Raw genomic sequence first — 20,912 nt, forward strand, 5'->3', positions numbered from 1 at the left:
AGTGTCCGCCCATGGTCGTCAAGGATCGTCGCGGTTAGGAAAATTGGAGCTTCATGTCAGGTCGTTTGGAAAACAAGGTCGTCGTCATCACTGGTGCTGCCATGGGACAAGGCGCTGCGCATGCCCGCATGCTGAGCGGCGAAGGCGCCGCCGTCGTGCTCGGAGACGTTGACGTCGCCAAGGGTCAGGCGGTAGCGGATGAGATCACCGCGGCCGGCGGTCGAGCCATCTTCATCAAGCTCGATGTAAGCAAGGTCGCCGACTGGGAAGCGCTGCTCGACGCGGCGAAGGAGAGCTTCGGCGAGGTGACGGGTCTGGTCAACAACGCCGGAATCTCGGTGAGCTCGACCGCCCTCGAGACCAGTGAGGACGACTGGCACCGCTTGATCGCCGTCAACCAGACGGGCGTCTTCCTCGGCATGCGCACCATCGCCCCGGCGATCATCGCTGCGGGCGGCGGCGCCATCGTCAACACGTCATCCACCCTGGGCTACTGGGCATCGCCCAACACCTTCGCGTACCAGGCGACGAAGGGTGCCGTGCGCACGATGACCAAGAGCGCAGCGCTCTCACTCGGGCAGCAGGGAGTGCGCGTCAACTCCGTCTTCCCGGGGCTCGTGGACACGCCGTTCATCGACCGGCTCCGCAACAACAACGCGCTGGACAACTCCATCTCCCGCACACCGCTCGGTCGCATTGCGCAGCCCGAGGAGATCGCCAACGTGGTGCTCTTCCTGCTGTCCGACGAGGCATCGTACGTGAATGGCGCCGAGATCACGGTGGACGGCGGCATGACCGCGGGCACCATCGGAAGCCTCAGCTCCAAGTCCTAGAACAGCAACAACCGGAAGGAATGTGACCCAGATGTCGCAGACAACGTCGACCCTTTACCGCCCCGCCACTGGAGAGCAGGACGGCGCAGTAGCGGTCACTTCTCTGGAAGAGCTTGATGAGGTCTTCGCCAGGGCCCGCAAGGGATTCGCCGCATGGCAGAAGATCTCAGGAACCGACAAGGGCAAGCTGTTGTTCAAGCTCGCCGACCGGCTCGAATCCCTCGTCGAGGAGTTCGCGCAGATCGAGGCCCGCAACACCGGCAAGGCCATCCGTGAGACCCGCGCCGAAGCGGTGCGGATGCCCGGCACGGTGCGCTACTGGGCGGGGTGGGCTGACAAGCTGCACGGAACCACCATCCCGGTCGGCCCGGACTTCCACACCTACACGACGCGGGAGCCCTACGGCATCGTGGCGGGCATCGTTCCGTGGAACGTCCCATACGCCTTCGCCACCAGGCGCATCGCGCCGGTTATCGCCATGGGCAACGTCGTCGTGCTCAAGCCGGCAGAGGAGACTCCGCTGACCGCGCTCCGGCTGGCCGAGGTCGTCCGTGAGGTTGGCATTCCGGAAGGTGTCGTGCAGGTGGTCACCGGTGCAGGCAACGTCGGCGCTGCGATGGTGAGTCATCCGGAGACCGATCTGGTGCTGTTCACCGGCTTCCATGAGACCGGCAAGATCATCGCCCGTTCGGCAGCTGACCGCCTCACCCCGACCATCCAGGAGCTGGGTGGCAAGTCTCCCAACATCGTCTTCGCCGATGCCAACCTCGACGAAGCCCTCGATGCCGCAATGGTGAGCGTGTTCAGCTCGACCGGCCAGATGTGCTTCGCCGGATCACGCCTGCTGGTGCAGGACTCCATCCACGACGAGTTCGTTGCCAGCCTGGCCGCACGGGTATCTGCTCTCAAGGTCGGCGACCCGGAGAACGAGGACACTCAGGTCGGTCCTCACGTGACGAGCAGGCAGCGGGACAAGACGCTGCAGATGATTCAGGCGGGAATCGACGAGGGTGCCGTGATCGCCGCCCAGTCGACCCTTCCCGGCGGGGAGCTGTCCGGGGGCTTCTTCGCGCCGCCGACGATTTTCACCGGAGTCAACCAGGACATGCGGATCGTGCAGGAGGAGATCTTCGGCCCGGTGATGTCGGTGTTCTCCTTCCGCGACGATCAGCATGCCCTCGAGCTGGCCAACGACACGAAGTTCGGGCTCGCCGCAGGCGTATGGACGTCCGACTTGTCGCGAGCCCACCGGATGGCCCAGGGCATCCATGCGGGACGGATCTGGGTGAACACCTACCGGGTGATCAACGACATGGTTCCCGGCGGCGGCTACGGGCAGTCCGGGTATGGCGCAGAGGGTGGCACCGAGACGATCAACTCGCTTACCCGGTCGAAGAGCGTGCAGATCCACCTGAACCCGGGCCTCATCCCCGGCCAGCCGAGGATCTAGGCACCCCACTCCAACGACGATGGCCGGCACCCTTCGGTGCCGGCCATAGTTATTATGCGACTAGACGAAGCGCCAGTTCACGCCTTGCAGGGGAACGATCTCACCGACACGTGAGCGGTCGGTTGCGACCAGGTCGATGGCGACGACACCCAGCCTGCCACCATTGCTGGGGACGAACGTGATCGCCTTGTCGACGAGCGGACCGGTTGCCTTCGGAAGAACGCCATCGGGGTCGGTGAAGGTGATTCGGTTGTTCTCGAGATCGGCGGGTGCCTCGAAGATCTCCGAGACTTCGCGCGTCATTGCGGCGGGGTCGGCGATCGCCACGTCGGCTCCCACGATGTCGGAAGCAACGGTGCTCGGCACGTGTGCCTTGCCGCCACCCCACCATCCGTTCGGAAGGTCGTACTGGTACGTCTCCCATCGGGTGCCGAAGTGCTCGACACCGAACTCGATCCACCGCTGGCCACGGAAGTCGCCGTCCTTGTTGAGGCGCAGACCGCGCTCCACGGCCGTGGCTCGCAGGTGTGACATGTCGTTGGTCTGCAACACGATCTTGTGGGAGTTCGGTCCCTCGGCCGCGAGGACTTCGCGCAGGTAGTGGTGCGGCCAGACCGGCTCCACGACCTCGATCATGGTCGTTCCGACCATGATGCCCTCGGTGACGAAGCCGCTGCCCTTGATGTACGTGGCCGTCGGCTCGTGGGGAACACCGAAGAATTCGTGCAGTTCGAGGCTTGCCGAGGTGAGGTCCCTCGTCGCCACGCAGAAGTGGCGGATGACGGTGGCGAATTCAGTGCTGGTGGTCGTCGACATTCGTTGTCGTTCTCCTGTTGCTGTCGGGACGAGGTGCGCCAGCCGGTGCGCCTTGCCTTTCGGATGTGTAGTGAATGCTCACTCTGCCGCACGCTAGCGCAAGTACTATGCGCGGACAAGGCTGCGAACGCGTGTGATCCGCCAATACTCCCTGATTGATTGGGGTTCCTCAACTTCTGACTCCTTGACTGGGGAATCCGCGAGCTCTTCACACGTTTGACAGTTGACTTCGTTATACGTAGTCTTTCCAAATATCTGGCGGGCATGGTCGCCCCCAAGTTAAACCCTGGAGTGTCTGTGGACAATTTCGCGCAAGGTGCCTGCACTGCAGGGTTCGACAATGAGGAACTGAGCTAATGGGCCAGTTGATCCTCTCCCGCCTGCTGACAGTCGTCCCAGTCATCTTCCTGGTCGCCACGGGCACTTTCTTTCTGGCGCAGTTGTCGCCGATCGATCCGGCCGAGATCATCCTCGGCCCCGACGCAACGGCAGCGCAGATCCAGGCCGTGCGCGCGGAGCTCGGACTCGACCGGCCGGCCATCGAGCAGTATGCCGCGTGGCTGAGCGGAGCGGTCGTCGGCGACTTCGGCCAATCTCTCTACACCGGGACGTCGGTGACTGCCTCGCTGTTCTCCGCGATGCCGGTGACGCTGTCATTGACCTTCGGCTCCCTACTTCTGTCGACGATCGTCGGAGTTCCCGTCGGCATCATCAGCGCCATCTACGCCGGCAAGCACACCGACCGCTCGGTGTCTGTTGCGACCACCATCATTCAGGCTGCACCGAACTTCTGGCTGGCCCAGCTGCTCATCATCCTCGTGGCGATCAACCTGCGGTGGCTGCCCGCCGTCGGCTTCATCTCGCCGGAGGATGACATCGGCGGGTGGCTCAGGTCGATCACGCTTCCCTGCATCGCCATGGGGCTCTCGTCGGCGGCTTTCGTGGCCCGCCAGACCAGGTCGGCGATGATCGGCGTGCTGCAGCAGGAGTACATCCGCACCGCGCTCGCCAAGGGCCTCAGCAAGCGCCGCGTCATCTTCAAGCATGGGCTCAAGAACGCGTCGATCCCCATCGTCACGACGCTCAGCTTCCAGGTGGCAGCGCTGCTCGGAGGGTCCCTGGTCGTCGAGCAGCTGTTCGGAGTTCGGGGAGTCGGTGCGCTCGCCATTGACGCGGTAACCCGCCGCGATCCCGATGTGATCCAGGCCATCGTCGTCTTCAGCGCCGTCATCGTCGTACTCGTCAACCTTCTGCTCGACCTCGCGTATATCGTGCTCAACCCGAAAGTGAGGCCCGCATGAGTGCCAAGGTCATGGACTCTCCAGCTTCGCGTCGTGCCCCGTCCCGCTTTGCGCGCCGTCTGATTCGGCAGGTCGAGACGATCCTGTGGGCCATCCTTCTCGTGATCATTATCACCAGCGCGATCCTCGCACCGATCCTCGCGCCATTCGACCCCACCGCGGGCGACCTCTTCCGCACACTCGAGGGGCCGTCGCCAGAGCACCTGCTCGGCACGGACGGCCTCGGTCGCGACGTGCTCTCGCGATTGCTCTACGGTGCCCAGGTCGCTTTCGCGTCGGGGTTGCAGGTAGTGGTCATCGCGGTGGTCATCGGTGTTCCGGTCGGCCTTATCGTCGGCTACTACGGCGGCTGGGTCGACCGCATACTGATGCGCGTCGTTGACGCAGTGGACGCCCTCCCCTTCCTCGTCATGGCGATCGCGCTCATCTCCATCGTCGGTCCGAGTTTGACCAACTCGATGACGATGGTGGGCATCCTGTTCTCGGTGCCGATCCTCCGACTGGTACGTGGCGTGGTCCTGTCCGCACGTGAAGAGGTCTACGTCGACGCGGCCCGCGTGATCGGCGCACCGACCTGGAAGATCCTCGGCCGTCACATCCTGCCGAACATCATGCCGCCGCTGATCGTGCAGATCACGATCCTGGCTGCAGTGGCAATCGTGGTCGAGGCAACGCTGTCGTTCCTGGGGCTGGGCGTACAATCCCCTGATTCCAGCTGGGGTGGGATGCTTTCCACCGCCCAGCAGTACATCCGGCAGGACTTCTTCGCGGCTTTCCCTCCGGGACTCGCGATCGTCATCACCGTTCTCGCCCTCAACCGTATCGGCGACGGGATCCGGGACGCCTTCGCGCGCGAAGCCCATGGCGGTTCGCTCGGGGTGCACGAGGTCGACAAGGCGCCGGCGACGGATGCGTCCCAGGCACCCGCCGAAACCGGTGCCGGCTCCGACGTGCTGCTGTCAGTGCGCAACCTCAACGTCAAGTTCCCGACCCAGCACGGAGTCGTCGACGTCGTCAGCAACGTGTGCATCGATATCCGCCGCGGTGAGATCATGGGGCTGGTCGGCGAATCCGGCAGTGGCAAGAGCATCACCGCCGCATCACTGGTGGGGCTCGTGCCTGACCCGGGTCATGCCCGGGCAGAGTCCATTTCCTTCGACGGACGCCGACTCGAGGGTTTGAGCTTCGAAGACCTGCGCGCGATTCGTGGTGCGGGAATCGGGGTCATCTTCCAGGATCCGCTGTCGAGCCTCAACCCGGTCTTCACCGTGTCGGACCAGGTTTCCGAGATGCTGCGCGAGCACCGTCCCCACATGACGCGCAAGGAGATCCGGGCCCGTGTCATCGAACTGTTCGCCCAGGTGGGCATCCCTAGCCCGGAAGAGCGGTTGAAGGACTACCCGCACCAGTTCTCGGGCGGGATGGCGCAACGCGTCATGATCGCGATGGCGCTCGCCTGTGAACCGCAACTCCTCATCGCCGATGAGCCCACCACGGCACTCGACGTCACTGTTCAAGGACAGGTTCTCGATCTCCTGCTGAAGCTCCGCGACGAGCTGGGAATGTCGATTCTGCTGATCACGCACGACCTGGGGGTGGTGGCGGATGTCGCTGACCGGGTAACCGTCATGTACGCGGGTGAGGTCGTAGAGAGTGGCACCTCGGAAGAGGTATTCTCCGCGCCCCGGCACCCATACACGGTCGGTCTCATGCGCGCCGTGCCCCGCAACGAAAAGCGCACCGGACGCCTCGACTCCATCCCCGGAATTGTCCCTGCACCTTGGGACTGGCCAGTCGGATGTCACTTCGCGGATCGCTGTTCCGAGGCGCGCGATGCCTGCCGCACGGGAGCTATCCCGCTGGACGGTGACGCGGACCGACAGGTGCGCTGTGTGCGCTGGACTGAAATTACCCTGACCCCCAAGCCGACCGAATCGAGGCGCAGTGAACTCACCAATTCTTGACATCAAGGGGCTCACGGTCACCTTCACCAAGCGGCGCACCCTGTTCGCGCCCGGGCGCACCGTGCGGGCAGTGCAGGAGGTCGACCTTCAGGTCCACGCTGGAGAGACGGTCGGGCTGGTCGGGGAGTCCGGCTCGGGCAAGACCACCACGGCGCGCGCCGTGCTGGGACTCACGCGCGCGAACGGCGGGACGATCCGCGCTGCCGGATTCGAGCCGACCAGCTTCCGCGGCGCTGCGCCCAAGGCGTACCGGCGCGCCGTGCAAGCCGTCTTCCAGGACCCGTACGGCTCACTCAACCCCACCATGACGGTTGCAGACATTCTCGCCGAGCCATTGACTCTGCACTCCAACCTCCGCGGCACCGCGCTGCGGCAGAAGGCGCTGGACCTGCTGGATTCGGTCGGCCTCGCCGAGCACACCGCCGAGCGCTACCCCTACGAATTGTCGGGAGGGCAGCGTCAGCGCGTCTCGATCGCGCGGGCAATCGCCGTGGATCCGGTGCTCATCGTGCTCGATGAACCGGTGAGCGCCCTCGACGTCTCAGTGCAGAGCCAGGTGATCAACCTGCTCGACGACCTGCAGGAGCAGACCGGCGTCGCCTACCTGCTTGTCGCGCACGACCTTGCTGTCGTTCGCCATGCCAGTGAGCGCATCGTGGTGATGTTCCACGGCCGCGCCGTCGAGGAGGGACCGGCGGACAGGGTCTGCGATGACCCGCAGCATCCGTACACCAGGGCTCTCCTGGCGGCCGTGCCGATCCCCAACCCGGAAGAACAACGCGCGCAGCGCGAATTGCGACGCGCAATCTCACTCACTCCGAAGGGCAAGGCGTCTGCCGAGGGCTGCCCGTTCGCCCCTCGGTGCCCGCTGAAGATGGATGTCTGCGACCAGGTCTTCCCGGAGTGGACTCCCGTCGAAGGCGGTGGACGCGTCGCGTGCCACGCGGCTACGAAGGCGCCATCATCCCCGCTGATTTCAGTCCCCCTGCAAGTGCGTTCCTAAATCACAAGAGAGGTAGTAAGCATGTTCCTTAACAAAAAAGTTGCGGCAATCGCTGCAACACTCGGCGCCGCGGCAATGGTGCTCAGCGCCTGCGCCGGCCCATCCGCGGCACCGCCGTCAGAGTCGACGGAGCCGCAGGGCACCCTGCGACTGTCCAACTACGTCGAGGCGGCGAACCTCGACCCGCAGCTCACCGTGGTGCAGGCCGGAGTGGCGATTTTCCCCGAATACGACACGCTGCTCAGCTACGACGCTGACGGCAACCTCGTGCCGTGGCTGGCGACCAAGTGGGAGCAGACCGAACCGCTGACCTGGCGATTCGAATTGCGTGACGACGTCGACTTCCACGACGGCTCCCACTTCGACGCCAACGCGCTGAAGCTCAATCTGGAGCGCGCCAAGGGCCTGGTCGCTTCTCCGTATGCCTACTTCTACAGCATGATCGACACCGTTGAGGTTGTCGAGGACTACGTCGCCGAGGTTCACTTCAGCACCCCGTGGCCGAACTTCGCCTACGACATGGCCAATGTCGCCGGCGGCATGATCAGCCCGAAGGCCATCGAAGACGGCCAGGACCTCGCTCGTAACCCAGCGGGCTCCGGTGGTTGGATCTGGAGCGCGGATGACTACGTCGACGGCTCCAAGCACGTCTACGACCTGAACGAGGACTACTGGAACAAGGAAGCCCAGAGAGTCGAGACGGTCGAGGTGCACATCATCGCCGACGCTAATGCCCGCTTCAACGGACTGGAATCCGGTCAGCTCGACGTGGGTGCCCGACTCAACGCGCTCCACTGGGACCCGGCCGAAGCCGCGGGAATCACCTTGAACGGCGGTTTCATCGAGACCGGTTCACTCATGATTCTCGACCGCGAGGGTACCTTGGCGCCCGCGCTGGCCGACGTCCGCGTTCGGGAAGCTATGCGCCTGCTGCTCGACCGTGAAGCCTGGAACAAGTCCCGGCTTGCTGGTCATGGCGACCCCTCGATCGCTGGTTTCGCGGCCCCCGGCTCGTGGTGGTACGACGATTCGCTCGACGAAGATTTCCCGCCGCAGGCCAACGTCAAGCGCGCGAAGGAGCTGCTGGCCGAAGCCGGTTACCCCGACGGCTTCTCCTACCCGCAGGGCACTTCCGCGCCCACCCTCCCCTCGGACGAGGCCATCGCCCAGATGCTCGCCGCCGGTGGTATCAAGGTGGAGCTCACCGAGATCATCGGCGGACAGTACGCAGCGGAATACCGCAAGGGCCTCTACGCGGCTGGTATCAGCTCGCCGGTATCCGGTAACCCCTGGGAGTGGTTCTCGCGCCAGGTCGCCTCGACCGGTGCCTACAACCCGTTCAAGGTTCAGGACACGGCTGACCTGGAGGAGCTGTACGCGGAGGCGCTCAACACGACCGATCAGGACGTGCAGGCCAAGATCTTCGCCGAGATCCAGCGCGAGGTGATCGAGCGGGGCATCCTCATCCCGACCTCCGCCGGGCAGCTCAAGGCGGGTATCGCGGCCAACGTCGGTGGTCTGGAGAAGATCGTCCAGGGACCGCGTGACATGGGCCCCCGTCCGCACTACCTGACGGTGGAGTAGCCCCACAGGAAGCACTCACACGGCGGCCGGGTCCAACAAGACCCGGCCGCCGTTCTGTGTGCCCGCCCGCGGCATCCGGTCGGTTAATGACGAAGCTCCCGTCACTGCCGAGGCAGTGACGGGAGCTTCGTGGTTCGGGGAGCCGGTTACCGGGTAGCCAGCTCGACTTCGAGGCCCTTCAGGCCACGCTCCTCGGCCTCGATGCGGTCACCCTCGACCCAGCACGCGTGGGTGCCGGCCGAGATTCGCTCGGGCAGGATGATCGTGCAGATGGGTCCGGCGGTGATGTTGGCCGCGTCGAAGACGAGGCACTCCGAGCGGTCCAGCACCATGTCGTTGAGGAAGGTGATGACGTACGCCTGGTCCTCGGTGGTGAAGCCGTCCTTCATCGCGACGCAGACCTCGCTGCCGTAACGGCCTTCGCCGTACTCGTAGCGCTCTGCGGTGCCGGCGAGAAGGTCGAAGCGCTTGATGCCGTCCATCACCCAGTCGCTCGAGTTGAAGATGGCGTTGTAGCTGTAGCGGTACCCGCGACCGATGTAGTCGTTGCTGATGGTCGGGAACTCGGTCACCTCGTCGTCCAGCTCGAATTCCTTGACCTCACCGGTGCGCATGTTGAACATCCACCGGTACATGTGGGTGTTGGTCGCGCGCTTGTCGAGGCCCCGGGCGATTCGGTCGTAGACGTTGTCGTTCTTGCCGTGCGGGGGCTTGACCGGGTTGTCCCAGAGGCAGCCGTCCTGCACGACCCAGTCGCCGTCTTCGTAGCAGTTGGAGAGGTGCATGACCCAGCAGGGCTTCGCTTCGAACCACTTGACGTCTTCGCTGCGGCCGAACCGGGGGATGATGCCGAAGCGCGCCGGCATGTCCGTGTGGAACACCGACTTGCGCGTTCCCTCCTTGAGCAGCTCCGCGTCGAAGAAGTAGGGCAGGTCGTGCAGGATCGAGTAGTTCTTGGTCATGCCGAGGTCGTGCGGCATCCGTGCCCCTGGCAGTTCGATCGGCACGTAGTGGATCAGGTTGTCTTCCCGGTTGATGACCCCGTAGTTCATGTACGGGGGGTTCTCCGGGTAGTTGAAGAAGATCATGTCGCCGGTCTCGTTGTCGACCTTGTAGTGCGACGCCAGGCCGTCCGGAACGAACCGTGCCCAGTTCTTGTTGACGCCGTAGGTCTCCAGGGTGGTCGGGCTGAGGCACCAGGGCTCTGAGCCCTGCGACATCGAGGCGTAGACCTTGCCTGCGTGCACCACGACGTCCGTGCCGGCGTTGTCCTTCATGGAGCCGATGGAACCCCATCCGCGACGCTGGTAGTCGTTCGGCTGAAGCAGTCCCGGCCAGAGCGCCTTCTTGGCGCCTTGCTCGGCGAGGAAGCCTGTGGTGCGCACGAACTTGTTGCGGTACTCGACCTTGCCGTCGTCGAACCGCATGGCCTGCAGCATGCCGTCACCGTCGAATGGGTGGTACACCCCGGTCGGCATGGTCGCGTTGTTGTGGGAGTTGCGGATGTAGATGCCGTTGAGGTCGTGCGGCACCTTGCCGATGATCGTCAGGTTGTCGCCGCTGACGCTCCACTCCTTGCCCTGTGGCCGCCAGGGCCCCTTGAGCCATGGGTTGTCCGTTTCATCCTCGCTGGGAACGCTGATGAACAGCGTGTCGTCAACCTCGTACATCATTCCTCCTGTGGAGCCGCGATCGTGCAAGCCTGCGAGGCCGAGGGATCCGACCACCCTGTCCAGATTGGTTCAACCAATTTCTGATTAAAGAATACAGCGCACCCCGCCAGGCAGTCAAGCGGAATGCGCTGTATTGTCCAGCGGATCAGACGAAGCGGAAGTCGACTCCGCTGAGGTGTACGACCTCGCCGACGCGGGAGCGATCGGCGGTGCGGCAATCGACCGCGTACGGGCCGGCAGTGTTCTCCACGACGGCGAAGCGAAGCACGCATCCGCGGGTCTCCACCGAGACGCCATCCCCGCCAACGCTGCCGCCGCTCACGGTCGCCCACCGTTCGGCCATCGCCTGCGGGTCGGCCACCGCGATATCCACGGCGACGATGTCCTGCACCACACTGGTGCCACGGGCTTCATAGACGGCGGGGGAGAAGTGCCAGCTGTCGGCTGGACGCATTTCGTCGAACTCCGCAATCGTTCCGAAGTCACGCGGATGCCACTGGCTCAGCTTGCTGCCGTGGAAATCCTTCGCAACCAGCGGCGTGAGGCCGAGCGCCTCGGCACGGGCCAGCATCGCGTCGAAATCGGCAACCTGCACGACGACCATGAAACCTGAGTCGCCCTTCTTCGCCAGCGAGCGTCCCGCGGAGGAGTCCTCGCTCAGTGGCTCGCAGATTTCGACGTAGGTGCGGTCGAAGCCGAACAGCTCGTGCTTCATGCCCACCTTCTCCAGGGCTTCCGCGTTGCGGAAACCCTCGGGCACGGCGAGCTCTCCTCGAGCGGTCGCCAGCGCGCCCTCGAGGTCACTGGTGAGCGTCACCAGTTGGCGAAACTCTGGGAACTGTTCCTGGGTCACGTCGGATCCTTCTCTTGTGTTACTCACGGTCACTAGCGGCGGTTACTGCTTGAACGGGGGCTCCGGCCACCAGGGGTAGGCCGGGGGAGCGTCATCCGGAAGCTTGCCGGGGAACACGGGAGGCCGCTTCTCGAGGAAGGCGGAGATGCCTTCGGCGACGTCGGCGGACTGGCCGAGGGTGAAGTTCATCTTGGAGTCGATTCGGTGCGCATCCATCGGGTGGTCGGATGCGACGAAGCGCCACAGCATCTGGCGGATCATGCCAACGGCAACCGGCGCGGTGTTGTCGACGATCTCCTTGGCCAGCGCGTAGGCGGCCGGCAGCAGGTCATCAGCGGAGTGGATGGAGCGGACCAATCCGGCGTCTTTCGCTTCCTGCGCCGGGACGAGCCGACCGGTGTATGCCCACTCGGCTGCGGCGCTGAAGCCGACCCGCTTGGTGAGGAACCAGGTGGAAGCTGCCTCGGGAACGAGTCCGCGCTTGGCGAACACGAAGCCGATGCGCACGGTGTCAGCCGCGAGGACCATGTCCATCGGGGCAAGGATGGTGGCGCCGAGCCCGGCTGCCACCCCGTTGACGGCGCCGATGATCGGCTTGGTCATCGCGAACATCCGAAGGGTGATCAGCCCGCCGCCGTCGCGGAAGTCCTCGACGCTGTCGGCCCAGCCGCGGGACTCGGGGTCGAACGTCTTGGTTCCCCCGGAGACATCCGCGCCCGCGCAGAATGCCTTTCCGCTGCCGGTGACCACAACGACGCGAACGTCGGGATCGGTGTCAGCCTGGTCGAACGCCGCGATCAGTTCTTCCCGCATGTCGGAGGTGATCGCATTCATCTTCTCCGGCCGGTTCAGTTCGATGGTGGCGACGTTGTCTGCCACCGAATAGTTGATCGCCTCGAATGCCATGCTGTACTCCCTTATTGCTTTCGCCACGGCGCCGGCCGGGTCTGGTGACCCGGCCGGCGGTGGGTTGGAACTGTTGATCCTTATGTGAACTACTCGGTCATTCCGACTCCGCGGAACTCTACCTTCCCGGTCATGTAGCCCTGCAGGCCGACCACCTTCGTGTTCGCCCCGATGGCAGAAACCGCCTGGAACAGAACCACGTTGCTCGCCGGCGGGTGGTCCACGAGCTCCTTCGACAGCTGGCCGAGCAATTCGGCGCGCTTGGCTGAATCAGTTTCGACCTTCTGCTTCTCGAACAGGTCGATGGCGGTCTTCGATGCGAGGTCGCTCGGGTTGTTCGAGCCACCGGGCATGAAGATCAGGCCCAGCGTGGACGTCGGGTCTGGCCGACCGGTCCACCGCACGGCGAGGGTCTCGCGCTCGTTGTTCGAATACGCCGCCGTCAGTGCTGCAGCCTCGGTCTGGTCCACCGTGACGTTGATGTTGACCTTCGCCAGTTGCGAAGCCAGCGCCTCGATGATCCGGATGCCCGGGCCAGGAACGCCAGTGATGCGCCAGTCGAACCCATCGGCATATCCGGCTTCCTTCAGCAGTTTCATTGCCTCGTCCGGGTCGTACGGGTACTGCTCGGCCTCGTCGCTGTGTGCGAAGTAGCCCTCGGGGAACGGCTGGTTCGAGACCTTGCCGTAGCCGAAGAGAACACCGTCAACGATTTCCTGGCGGTCGATCGCGAGGTTCACGGCCATCCGCACCTTCTCGTCAGCCAGCGCGGGGACGACTTCCGGGTTCGTCAGCAGGTTTCCGAAGCCGAGGTCGTAGCCCTCGATTACCTGCAGGCCGGCGGACTTGGCGCTGTCGATCTCTGGTTCGCGGATGGTGCCCGCGTCAGCCGTGCCGCTCCGCAGCGCGTTGAGGATCGCTGTGGTGTCAGCCATGAAGGTCATCTCGAGGCCGGCAAGCTTCTGCGCGTCCGGCTCCCAGTAGTCTTCGTACTTCTTGACGGCGAACTTGACGCCGACCTGGTAGTCGCCGTCCATCTCGTACATTCCGGTGCCCACCGGGTGAACGCTGAGTTCTTCGGTGCCCATCGCATCCGGGCTGATCTGTGCGCCGGCGCGGTCGGAGAGCTTGAGCACCAGGCCCACGTCGGGGGTGTTCAGCTTCAGGTCGACGTTGTAGTCGTCCACGACGACGACCTCGTCGATGCTCGACAAGTCGGTCTTCACGAAGGAACCTTCGACCGTCTGGCCGTGCTCGATGTTCGCCTTCACCGCATCCGCGTTGAATTCCGCTCCGTCGTGGAACGTCACGCCTTCACGAAGCTCAAGTGAGAGCGTCAATCCGTCGTCGGAGTACTCCCAGGCAGTAGCGAGTCCGGGAACCGGGTTGCCGTCGACATCGACGTGCACGAGGCGGTCGAAGACGAGGAACAGGGGTACGTTGGCGAACGCCGTGTTGACGACGTGGGGATCCATCGTGCCCGGTGCGTTCGGGTAGATGTACCGCAGTACTGCGGTGGGATCGGTTACGGCGGCTGGATCGGCGTCCGGTGCGGGTGCCGCGTCCGGTGGGGCGCAGGAACTGAGCGCTAGCGCTAGCGCTACCGCTCCCGCTACCGCGGCCGCAATAGCGCGCGGTCGCCTGGTGGTTGCAGACATGGAGACTCCTTCACTTCGTTGTGTGCGGTGCATGGACTGCGAGTACTTGACCCGAGCGTTGCTGCCTATCCCGGGACGGTGCCCACTGAGTCGCAATTGGGATGCACTGTGCTCCACCCACGACTGCTCACAACCCGTGAACGACCAACGTGTACTTGCCTCCACTATGAGATACGAAGTCAGGAGTGTCAAGTAGACGATTGTGGAATCGCGAAAATCCGCAGAAAGTCAGGGCAGAGTGCAGGATTCGGCTAATTTGAGTTGAGGATGTGGCGCATACGACACTGCAGCTTTCAAAGTTGACTGCGCACTAGGAAGCCACTGTCGGCATCGGCAGATCTCGCTTCGAATCCATCGGGTGGTAGCACGCCACACTGGTGCCGTTGTGTTCGCGGAACTCCGGGAACGCCTCGCGGCATATCTGGGTCACCCGCGGGCAGCGCGAGGCGAACGGGCAGCCAGGTGGCGGGTTCACGATGTCGGGGATCTCCCCGGAAAGCACGATGCGCTGGCGTGTGCGCTGCTCCACCGGATCGGCGATCGGGATCGCAGAGAGCAATGCGTTGGTGTACGGATGCGATGGCTGCTCGAAGATCGCCTTGACCGGCCCGACTTCCACGATGTGCCCGAAGTACATGACGGCGACGCGATCGGCGATGTGCCGCACCACAGCGAGGTCGTGCGAGATGAAGAGGTAGGAGCCGTTGCGTTGTTCGCGCAGGTGTTCCAGCAATCCGATGATCTGGTTCTGGGTCGACACGTCGAGTGCGCTCACCGCCTCATCGGCGATGGTCACGGCGGGGTTGAGCGCGAGGGCGCGCGCGATCGCGATGCGCTGGCGTTGTCCGCCGGAGAACTCGTAGGGGTAGCGCTCCAGGTGGTGGCGGCTCAGTCCGACGAGTTCCAGGAGTTCCGCGACGCGGTCGTCCCTGGCCTTGCCGCGCAGCCCCTCGTGTACCGTGAGCGGCTCCCCGATCGAGTCGGCGACGAGCATGGACGGATCCAGCGACGAGTACGGGTCCTGGAACACCATCTGGATGCCACGTCGCGACTGACGCAGTTCCTTTCCGCGGAGCGCGGTGATGTCCTTTCCCTGCAGCTTGACGCTTCCGGCCGCGGGTTCGATCATCCGCATGATGGCGCGTGCCACCGTCGACTTGCCAGAGCCTGACTCCCCGACCAGGCCAAGCGTTTCGCCCGGCATGACGTCCAGGTCGACGTTCTTGACCGCCCGGATCGGGGTGCTGCGACCCCAGCGGTCGCGCTTGCCGCGAAACTCTACGTCAAGTCCGCGCACTTCGAGGATGGGGGCGACCCCCTGGGGGCCGGTCAGCTGCGCGCTCAAGCGGTTCCCCTCAGGCTCAGTTCGTTGACGCGGATGCAGCGGTGGCGACGGTCGTCCAATTGCATGAGTGGAATCGGGGCTTCAGTGCACGCGGTCACGGCGTACGGGCAGCGCGGGGCAAAGCGGCATCCGGTCGGCATCTCCCACGGGGGAGGGGTGCTTCCGGGAATTGACGCGAGCTCTGCGCGTTCCTCGAGCTTCGGCACCGCACGAAGCAGGCCTTCGGTGTACGGCTGTTTGGGCGAGGCGAAGATCTCATGGATCTCAGCGCGCTCGACGATCTGTCCCGCATACATCACGGTCACGTCATCGCAGAGGTCGGCGACCACTCCCATGTTGTGGGTGATGAACATCATCGCCAGCCCATGGTCGCGGCACATGGTGCGCAGCAGCTCCAGGATCTGCGCCTGAATGGTCACGTCGAGTGCTGTGGTCGGTTCATCCGCGATGAGCACTTTCGGCTGGCACGAGATCGCCATAGCGATCATCGCCCGCTGCCGCATGCCACCGGAGAACTCGTGCGGGTATCTCTTTGCCCGGTCGGCGGCGTTCGGGATGCCGACCTCATCCAGCGATTGCACTGCTCGCTTCCACGCATCCTTGCGGGAGAGGCCCTTGTGACGACGCACCGTCTCGCTGATCTGCTCCCCGATGGTGAAGGCCGGGTTCAGGCTTGTCATTGGCTCCTGGAAGATCATCGCCATGGTGTTGCCGCGCATCCGGGCGAGTTCCTTGCCCTCGAGCGCAAGAACATCCTGGCCGTCGACGGCGATCGAGCCGCTCGAGACCCGGCTTCCTTGCTTGGGCAGGAGGCGCATCATGGCGAGGCTGGTGACACTCTTGCCGGAGCCGGACTCGCCGACGATGCCGAGAATCCTGCCGGGGTGGAGGTCCAGCGACACATCGGAGACCACCCGCTGCCAGCCGTGGCTGGTGGCGAATTCGACCGAGAGGTCGCGAACCGAGACGATGGGGGATCCGGATGCCGATGGCCGGCTTTCGGTGTTGATCGGGTCGAGCGTTGCCATTGTTAGCCTCTCGCCTCTCTGCCGAGTGAGTCACGCATGGCGTCTCCCACGATGTTGAATGCCAGCACGACGACTGCGATCGCGATGCCGGGGAAGACAATGAGGAACGGGGCGCGGTCGACGTAGGTGAACGCTCGACCAAGCATCGCGCCCCAGCTGGCGTCCGGGTACTGTGCGCCCATGCCGAGGAAGCTCAGGCTTGCTTCGCTGAGCATTGCGCGACCCATCATGAGTGACACGGCGATGATGAACGGCGACCGCACGTTGGGAAGCACGTGGCGGGCAACGATGGACCAGGATTGCGTGCCGATGCTTCGGGATGCCTCGATGTAGGTTTCTTCTTTCACCGAGAGCACGCTTCCGCGCACGATGCGGATGATCTGGGGCGCGAACACGATTCCGATGGCGACCATGGCGTTGGACAGTCCAGGACCGAGCATGCCGACGATGGCGATCGCGAGCAGCAGGCCGGGCATGGCCATGATGGCGTCGTTGACGAACATGATGGTCTTGTCGACGGCACCGCCGACGTACCCGGCGATGAGGCCGAGAGGCAGCCCGATCGCCACCGCGATCGAGGTGGCCTGAACCGCGGCCATCAGGGAGATGCGGGTGCCGTGCATGAGCCTGGCCAGCACGTCACGACCGAGGTCGTCCGTGCCGAGCAGGTGTTCGCCTCCGGGCCACTGGAGGATGTTGCGGAGGTTCTGCACGTTCGGATCGATCGGCAGCAGCAGCGGCGTGAGGATCGCCATCAGCGTCACGAGAATCAGGAAGACGGCTGCGACCATCCCCGTCTTCTGCTTGAGGAAGCGGCGGAGGAAGCGCCGGAACGGGCTGACCCGCTTGCTGGCGACCCTGGTGTCGGGGATGTCTCGCTCCAGTACTGCGCGGCGCGTCGCAGCAACCCAGACGTCGTCGGTGGGGGCGGGGCTATTCATGCCGGTCATGTTCACCGCACCTTCGGGTTGAAAATTCGGTAGGAGAGGTCGACCAGGAGGTTGACGACCAGCACCGTGATCGCAGCCACCAGCACGACTCCCTGGATGACCGGGATGTCGCGTTGCAGCACCGCGAAGATCGACAGGGCACCGATACCCGGGATCCCGAAGATCTGTTCCACGATCACCGAGCCGCCCAGCAGGAATGCTGCCTGTAGCCCGATCACGGTCATGGCCGGCACGCCGGCGTTCTTGAGCGCGTGCTTGAGCAGCACATTCCACCCCATCAGGCCTTTCGCCCGGGCGGTGCGGATGTAGTCCTGCTCGAGCACGTCGATCATTGAGCCACGCAACTGGCGGGCAATCTCGGCGGCAGGTGCTGCGGCGAGGGTGATCGCCGGGAGCGTGATATGCCGCATCCAGCCGATCGGATCCTCCGTGAAGGGGATGTACCCGGAGGAGGGGAAGACGCGGTTGTAGATGGAGAAGCCGACGACCATCATCAGGCCGAGCCAGAACGTCGGGACCGCGATTCCTGCGGAGGCCACGATGGTGATGATGCGGTCGATCAGCTTGCCCTGGTTGGCGGCGGCGAAGATCGCGATGGGCACAGCGACGAGCGTGGCAAGGAGCAGAGCGGTCAACGCGAGGCCGATGGTGACCGGGAAGCGTTCCGCGATGAGCTGGGAGACCGGGGTTCCGCCCTGGAGCGATCCGCCGAGGTCGCCCTGGATGGCATTGACGAACCAGCGCATGAACTGAACAGGGAACGGGGCGTCGAGGCCGAGCCGCAGGCGGGTCTCCTCGATCTGCTCGTTGGTGGCCTCCGGGCCTGCCGCAGTGGCGGCTGGATCCCCGGGAATCAACAGGATCATCGAGTAGGTGATGGCAGAGACCATGATGAGCAGACCCACTGACGTGAGCACTCTCTTGAAGATGATCATGGTTCACCACTCTGTGAATCGATCCGGGTGCGGACCTCACAACTATGAGTTACGAAGTCAGCCCTGTCAAATTAATGGACCGGATTCCGATCAGCAGAATTCGTGGAGCTAGGCGGTGATGCCAGCGTCGTCGCGCCCGTTGATCCTTCGGCGCAATTCACCCTTGAGTACCTTCCCCATCGGGCTCACCGGCAGTACGTCGATGATCTCAAGGAATTCTGGAAGCTTGAAGGTCGCGACCTCCTGCTCGTCGAGAAAGTCGACGAGTTCCTTCAGGGTTGGCGGATCGGCGGGGTCTCGCGGCACGACGAATACGCAGGTGCGCTCGCCCAGGCGTGCATCCCGCCTGCCGACCGCCGCGATCGCGGCGACCTTCGGATGTGCGCACAGGAGTGATTCGATTTCGGCGGCGGAGATGTTCATGCCTCCGCGGATGATCACGTCCTTCGACCGGTCAACCAGCACGATCACGTCTTCGAGTGTCGCCGACCGCTCGAAGACGTCTCCGGTTCGGTAGTAACCCTGGTCGTCGAAGCATCCGCCGTCGCCGCCCAGGTAGCCGGAGAAGATGTTAGGGCCGGCCACGCGCAATTCACCCTGCGCCCCCGGCTCGGTGACTTCCTCTTCGGTGACCGGGTCGACGAGCCGGGACCGGCCGCGGCGACCCAGCTCGGAGCGCCAGGTGAATCGAGGGGAGCCCGGCATGGGCAGGTACCTGGCACGCAGGTGCGGGTCGGGGATGCTCTCCCGGTCGGCCGAAAGCTGCAGTCCCTCGGTTGACCCGAAGAAATTGATCACGTCGACCCCGTGGTCTTCCCACTTCTGGATCATCCAGCCGCTCAATGGGGCAGACCCCGACCCGATCGCGCGCAGGCTCGACATGTCGTAGGTGGTGAACACACCGGCGCGCGACACCATGTCACTGAGGATTGCCGGCGGTGCAACCAGGTAGGTGACCTGTTCCTCGCCCACCTGGGCGCCGAACACGTCGGGATCGAACGGATGGTGCATCACCAGCCGGCATCCGGTCAGCAACCAGGGCAGGAAGGTCCCGGACAGGGCTCCCCCGGAGACCAGGGGCATCGGAGCGAGCACGACATCATCGTGGGTCAGTTGGGCGGCCGCTCGGGTGCCATTCCCGCTCACCAGGGAGTCGCCGTGGGCGCGAGGCACGCCCTTGGGCGTTCCGGTGGTCCCCGACGTGAACAGGATCGAGACGCAGTCGGCCGGATGCAGGCTGAGCGCCCGCACATAGGCGGCAGTCTCCGCGTCTCCTCGAGGGCCGGCGAGGATGTCGTCGAGGTCGAGATCGGAGCCCTCCCCGGGAAGGCCCCAGACCAGGAGCATCGTGTCGTCACGGCTCTCGGCGACGTGCTGGTTGTCGAGCGGAAGATCGCGGTTGCGGAATCCGCTGCCGGTGACGATCGCATGGAAGCCGGCGATCTCGGCGAACTCGGCGATCTCGTGCCGGCGGTAGACGACGTGGTACGGCGAGATGATCGCGCCGAGCCTGGTGATCGCGAGGTAGCTGATCATGAGCTCTACCGAGTTCGGCAGTTGAACGCCGACGACCTGCCCCGAGCGGATGCCACGCGCGAACAGCAGCTCTGAACAGCGGTCGACCGCCTGCGCCAGCTGGCGCCAGGTCAGCCGTCGTGGATCGCGGCTGAAGAACTTCTTCTTGTTGGCGGCGTCGACGAGGCATTCGTCGTCCGGAAAGGAGGCAACACTTCTCTCGAACACGTCCCACCAGGTGTCGTGAGTCCAGGAGCCGTCAGCAAGGTACGCGTCGACGATCTCCTCGCTGAAGAATCTCATGAAAGCTCCTTCCTGGACCTTTCGATTTGTCCCTAATCGACCCTAGTCATCAGCCGGCACCGGCTTCCGCGATCATCGCACACCACTAATCATCGACTACACGAAGCGGAATTCGGTGCCGCAGATCACCTGGCTCTCGCCGGTGCGTGACGGGTCAGCGGTTTCCAGGTGGAAGGTGGTGATGCCCTCCCAGCCCCCGTTCGACGGAACGAAATTCACCCACTTGGTGTCGAAGAAGATGGTGGTGCCGTCGCGCTCGGTGAGGAACACCTCGGCGAGGTCGGATGCCACTTGCTCGGGGTCGGTGACCGCAACGTCGACACCCAGCACCCGCTTGACATCGCTCTGCGGCCGGTCGGACATGTCCTTGCCCCAGACGCCGTCGCTCTTGCCGTAGGTCTCGAACCGGGTGCCGAAGTCCTCCGGGTCCAACTGCACGACGGGGTCTCCGCGGAATTCCTTGTCCTTGGTGAGGTTCATGCCCTTGGCCAGCGCGCGGTCACGCAGCGCGAGGCCGTCGCCGGTCTGCAGCACGATCATCTGGGCCAGGTCGCCCTTGGGGGCGAGCATCTCGTTGTAGCGGTGTTCGGCCCACACTGCCTGGGTGATCTCCAGGGCGCTGTCGCCGATGCGCTGAAACTCCGCCATGAAGCCGAACGGCGGCATCACCACGTCGCCTTGCACGGTGCCGAGGAACTTCTGGAGGTCGCCGCTGACCTTCGGGAGGTTGGTGGTGGTGATCACGAAGTGGCGGATGATCGAGTTCAAGCCGAGCTGCATGGTGTGCCTTTCGCA

17 protein-coding genes are annotated in these 20,912 nt (G+C 64.3%); 6 read left to right on the forward strand and 11 right to left on the reverse strand.

Annotated features, from left to right (window positions below; translation table 11 throughout):
- The first annotated feature begins 53 nt into the window (after positions 1–53).
- Positions 54–833, forward strand: coding sequence for an SDR family NAD(P)-dependent oxidoreductase (locus tag ACX3PH_RS11360; protein ID WP_459092555.1), 780 nt, complete (start codon positions 54–56; stop codon positions 831–833).
- Between the two features lie 31 nt (positions 834–864).
- Positions 865–2,283 carry an aldehyde dehydrogenase family protein gene (locus ACX3PH_RS11365; protein ID WP_459092557.1) on the forward strand — a complete coding sequence of 473 codons (1,419 nt, stop codon included), beginning with the start codon at positions 865–867 and terminating at the stop codon, positions 2,281–2,283.
- Between the two features lie 60 nt (positions 2,284–2,343).
- Here the strand turns inward: ACX3PH_RS11365 and ACX3PH_RS11370 are convergent, their stop codons facing one another.
- On the reverse strand, positions 2,344–3,099 hold the full coding sequence (locus ACX3PH_RS11370; protein WP_459092559.1) for a VOC family protein: 756 nt from the start codon (positions 3,097–3,099) through the stop codon (positions 2,344–2,346).
- A gap of 356 nt (positions 3,100–3,455) precedes the next feature.
- On the opposite strand from ACX3PH_RS11370, the gene ACX3PH_RS11375 reads away from it, so the two are divergent.
- Genes ACX3PH_RS11375 through ACX3PH_RS11390 form a run of 4 tightly spaced genes read left to right on the forward strand, consistent with a single transcriptional unit; the run spans position 3,456 to position 8,951 of the window.
- Positions 3,456–4,400: an ABC transporter permease gene (locus ACX3PH_RS11375; RefSeq protein ID WP_459092561.1), complete on the forward strand. Its 945-nt coding sequence runs from the start codon at positions 3,456–3,458 to the stop codon at positions 4,398–4,400.
- Positions 4,397–6,364: a dipeptide/oligopeptide/nickel ABC transporter permease/ATP-binding protein gene (locus tag ACX3PH_RS11380; RefSeq protein WP_459092564.1), complete on the forward strand. Its 1,968-nt coding sequence runs from the start codon at positions 4,397–4,399 to the stop codon at positions 6,362–6,364. Before ACX3PH_RS11375 ends, ACX3PH_RS11380 begins: the two co-directional genes overlap by 4 nt.
- A complete protein-coding gene (locus ACX3PH_RS11385; RefSeq protein ID WP_459092566.1) occupies positions 6,345–7,367 on the forward strand; it encodes an ABC transporter ATP-binding protein in 1,023 nt (340 codons plus the stop codon). The genes ACX3PH_RS11380 and ACX3PH_RS11385 overlap by 20 nt, the downstream gene beginning before the upstream one ends.
- 21 nt (positions 7,368–7,388) lie before the next feature.
- Positions 7,389–8,951 carry an ABC transporter substrate-binding protein gene (locus ACX3PH_RS11390; RefSeq protein WP_459092568.1) on the forward strand — a complete coding sequence of 521 codons (1,563 nt, stop codon included), beginning with the start codon at positions 7,389–7,391 and terminating at the stop codon, positions 8,949–8,951.
- 146 nt (positions 8,952–9,097) lie between these two features.
- Here ACX3PH_RS11390 and ACX3PH_RS11395 read toward each other — a convergent pair whose 3' ends face one another.
- From ACX3PH_RS11395 to ACX3PH_RS11440, 10 genes are all read right to left on the reverse strand, one after another.
- On the reverse strand, positions 9,098–10,621 hold the full coding sequence (locus ACX3PH_RS11395) for a carotenoid oxygenase family protein (protein WP_459092570.1): 1,524 nt from the start codon (positions 10,619–10,621) through the stop codon (positions 9,098–9,100).
- A gap of 148 nt (positions 10,622–10,769) precedes the next feature.
- Positions 10,770–11,477 carry a VOC family protein gene (locus ACX3PH_RS11400; RefSeq protein WP_459092572.1) on the reverse strand — a complete coding sequence of 236 codons (708 nt, stop codon included), beginning with the start codon at positions 11,475–11,477 and terminating at the stop codon, positions 10,770–10,772.
- A gap of 42 nt (positions 11,478–11,519) precedes the next feature.
- Complete coding sequence (locus ACX3PH_RS11405; RefSeq protein ID WP_459092574.1) at positions 11,520–12,383, reverse strand: crotonase/enoyl-CoA hydratase family protein; 864 nt, start codon at positions 12,381–12,383, stop codon at positions 11,520–11,522.
- A gap of 89 nt (positions 12,384–12,472) precedes the next feature.
- Entirely contained in the window at positions 12,473–14,041 is a 1,569-nt protein-coding gene (locus ACX3PH_RS11410) for an ABC transporter substrate-binding protein (RefSeq protein ID WP_459092576.1), read from the reverse strand.
- A 310-nt stretch (positions 14,042–14,351) separates the two neighbouring features.
- Positions 14,352–15,386, reverse strand: a complete 1,035-nt coding sequence (locus tag ACX3PH_RS11415; RefSeq protein ID WP_459092578.1) for an ABC transporter ATP-binding protein — start codon at positions 15,384–15,386, stop codon at positions 14,352–14,354.
- Positions 15,383–16,414 carry an ABC transporter ATP-binding protein gene (locus ACX3PH_RS11420; RefSeq protein WP_459092580.1) on the reverse strand — a complete coding sequence of 344 codons (1,032 nt, stop codon included), beginning with the start codon at positions 16,412–16,414 and terminating at the stop codon, positions 15,383–15,385. Before ACX3PH_RS11420 ends, ACX3PH_RS11415 begins: the two co-directional genes overlap by 4 nt.
- 2 nt (positions 16,415–16,416) lie before the next feature.
- Positions 16,417–17,364: an ABC transporter permease gene (locus ACX3PH_RS11425; protein WP_459092582.1), complete on the reverse strand. Its 948-nt coding sequence runs from the start codon at positions 17,362–17,364 to the stop codon at positions 16,417–16,419.
- Positions 17,365–17,366: 2 nt separating this feature from the next.
- On the reverse strand, positions 17,367–18,299 hold the full coding sequence (locus ACX3PH_RS11430; protein ID WP_459092584.1) for an ABC transporter permease: 933 nt from the start codon (positions 18,297–18,299) through the stop codon (positions 17,367–17,369).
- Between the two features lie 108 nt (positions 18,300–18,407).
- Positions 18,408–20,117: a class I adenylate-forming enzyme family protein gene (locus tag ACX3PH_RS11435; RefSeq protein WP_459092586.1), complete on the reverse strand. Its 1,710-nt coding sequence runs from the start codon at positions 20,115–20,117 to the stop codon at positions 18,408–18,410.
- 96 nt (positions 20,118–20,213) lie between these two features.
- Positions 20,214–20,897: a hypothetical protein gene (locus tag ACX3PH_RS11440; RefSeq protein ID WP_459092588.1), complete on the reverse strand. Its 684-nt coding sequence runs from the start codon at positions 20,895–20,897 to the stop codon at positions 20,214–20,216.
- Positions 20,898–20,912 lie beyond the last annotated feature (15 nt).

This window comes from Homoserinimonas sp. A520 (genome assembly GCF_054489245.1).

Excerpts from the sequence above, each read along its gene's own strand:
- ACX3PH_RS11360 (WP_459092555.1), top strand. The coding sequence starts at position 54 with ATGTCAGGTCGTTTGGAAAACAAGGTCGTCGTCATCACTGGTGCTGCC.
- ACX3PH_RS11365 (WP_459092557.1), top strand. The coding sequence starts at position 865 with ATGTCGCAGACAACGTCGACCCTTTACCGCCCCGCCACTGGAGAGCAG.
- ACX3PH_RS11370 (WP_459092559.1), bottom strand. The coding sequence starts at position 3,099 with ATGTCGACGACCACCAGCACTGAATTCGCCACCGTCATCCGCCACTTC.
- ACX3PH_RS11375 (WP_459092561.1), top strand. The coding sequence starts at position 3,456 with ATGGGCCAGTTGATCCTCTCCCGCCTGCTGACAGTCGTCCCAGTCATC.
- ACX3PH_RS11380 (WP_459092564.1), top strand. The coding sequence starts at position 4,397 with ATGAGTGCCAAGGTCATGGACTCTCCAGCTTCGCGTCGTGCCCCGTCC.
- ACX3PH_RS11390 (WP_459092568.1), top strand. The coding sequence starts at position 7,389 with ATGTTCCTTAACAAAAAAGTTGCGGCAATCGCTGCAACACTCGGCGCC.
- ACX3PH_RS11395 (WP_459092570.1), bottom strand. The coding sequence starts at position 10,621 with ATGTACGAGGTTGACGACACGCTGTTCATCAGCGTTCCCAGCGAGGAT.
- ACX3PH_RS11405 (WP_459092574.1), bottom strand. The coding sequence starts at position 12,383 with ATGGCATTCGAGGCGATCAACTATTCGGTGGCAGACAACGTCGCCACC.
- ACX3PH_RS11410 (WP_459092576.1), bottom strand. The coding sequence starts at position 14,041 with ATGTCTGCAACCACCAGGCGACCGCGCGCTATTGCGGCCGCGGTAGCG.
- ACX3PH_RS11420 (WP_459092580.1), bottom strand. The coding sequence starts at position 16,414 with ATGGCAACGCTCGACCCGATCAACACCGAAAGCCGGCCATCGGCATCC.
- ACX3PH_RS11425 (WP_459092582.1), bottom strand. The coding sequence starts at position 17,364 with ATGACCGGCATGAATAGCCCCGCCCCCACCGACGACGTCTGGGTTGCT.
- ACX3PH_RS11430 (WP_459092584.1), bottom strand. The coding sequence starts at position 18,299 with ATGATCATCTTCAAGAGAGTGCTCACGTCAGTGGGTCTGCTCATCATG.
- ACX3PH_RS11435 (WP_459092586.1), bottom strand. The coding sequence starts at position 20,117 with ATGAGATTCTTCAGCGAGGAGATCGTCGACGCGTACCTTGCTGACGGC.
- ACX3PH_RS11440 (WP_459092588.1), bottom strand. The coding sequence starts at position 20,897 with ATGCAGCTCGGCTTGAACTCGATCATCCGCCACTTCGTGATCACCACC.